Here is a 1,360-nt window from a genome sequence, read left to right on the forward strand (position 1 = left end):
TATTCAGCAGGCAATCGCACGTGGAGATACGCATGAGGCTGACTTCTTAATGCAGAAGACATTGCCTTGCTTGGAGCAACGGTTGTTACAGGCAAAGGGAGGAAACTCGTATTAAAAACACATACTTTTTCCGTACTTTTTGAGTACGTTTGAGTAGATAAATTCAGGTAATCTTATATCATGCAAGAAAACAAAAAGAGGCCGTTTCCGTGTATATTCCGGAGCGGTCTTTGTATTTCAAGGAGGGAGTGTTGTGCAGGAAGTAGGTTTTAAAGAAGCAGGGGAATTGTTAGATACTCCGGTCAGTACGTTGAGGCGCTGGGTCGTCTTGCTTGAAGAACAAGGTTACGCCATTAACCGGGACGGAAAGCGGAGGCAGCTGGATTGGCGGGATGTGGGGATGTTGCGGGAAGTGAAATTCGGCCTGCAGCAATGCTCACTGGAAGAAGCTGTCCGCAAAGCGGTGCAAGATGTTGTGGGTGAAGGTACAGCTGCCTCTGTGACTGATCAAATGGTTTCTGACCCAGCACCTATCGAAGTGTTTGATCAGGAGATTAAGGCATTGCTGCCACACCTGTTTTGGTATGGACCAGATCAAGCCGTGAACACATTGGTTGTGGCATGGGAAAATTTTAAATGTACCATTAGGAGGGAATAAGGTTTGAAAACCTATGAAGACTGGAAAGGGGATCTGAAGGATTACCTTCAACCCGGGGATGTAGTGGATGAGGAAATATCGGAGCACTTCTTGAATGTCATGCCTCCGGCATTTTGGAGAGCGAATCTCATCCAAATGGGTGAATCCCCTGTTGATTATGTAGAGGGCAAAGGAACCTATCACACCTTAGAAAAAACACTGGAGGGTTGGGTGTACCGTGGAACCTGTCACAAAGGAGAAACCAGGCACCGTAGCAACTAAGAAAGGAGCGATCCACATGAATATGAAAACCAAGGCGCAGGTCATTGCCTTTGCCAATATCGGCGGTGGTGACGCGATTCAGGGCGTGTTGAAGTTGATCCGCACCTATCCGAAGGAGCAACGGATTGTCGTAGTAGAATTGCCTTGTGTAGGCTTGCCGCGCATGGCCTATACATTTGATCAACAAATTGCGGATCTTAGTAAAGAACGTACCGTCGATCAGTTTCTACTGGATCTGGATCGCAAGGCGCTAAAACCGATGCAATCCTACATGGTGCAGCGTAGTGGGATAGATTATGTGCTCGTTAATCCGCGCTCTCAGCCGGAGGCACCGGTTATTCGCAAACTCTCGTCCAACCAGACGCTTATTTCAGCACCTACTGTGCTGCGGCAACAGTTGGAGGACTCGTATGATGTGATCATTCTAGTGCTGCAAGGTTC

3 protein-coding genes are annotated in these 1,360 nt (G+C 47.8%); all 3 read left to right on the forward strand.

Annotated features, from left to right (window positions below; all coding sequences use genetic code 11):
* The first annotated feature begins 253 nt into the window (after window positions 1–253).
* Complete coding sequence (locus ACQ76X_RS35830) at window positions 254–658, forward strand: hypothetical protein (protein WP_438498655.1); 405 nt, start codon at window positions 254–256, stop codon at window positions 656–658.
* Window positions 659–661: 3 nt separating this feature from the next.
* A complete protein-coding gene (locus ACQ76X_RS35835; protein ID WP_438498656.1) occupies window positions 662–919 on the forward strand; it encodes a hypothetical protein in 258 nt (85 codons plus the stop codon).
* Between the two features lie 16 nt (window positions 920–935).
* Window positions 936–1,360 (forward strand): hypothetical protein (locus tag ACQ76X_RS35840; protein ID WP_438498657.1); only part of this gene is annotated, 425 nt, incomplete at its 3' end.

This window comes from Paenibacillus sp. IHBB 3054 (assembly GCF_051594305.1).
Taxonomy (GTDB): Bacteria; Bacillota; Bacilli; order Paenibacillales; family Paenibacillaceae; genus Paenibacillus_AQ.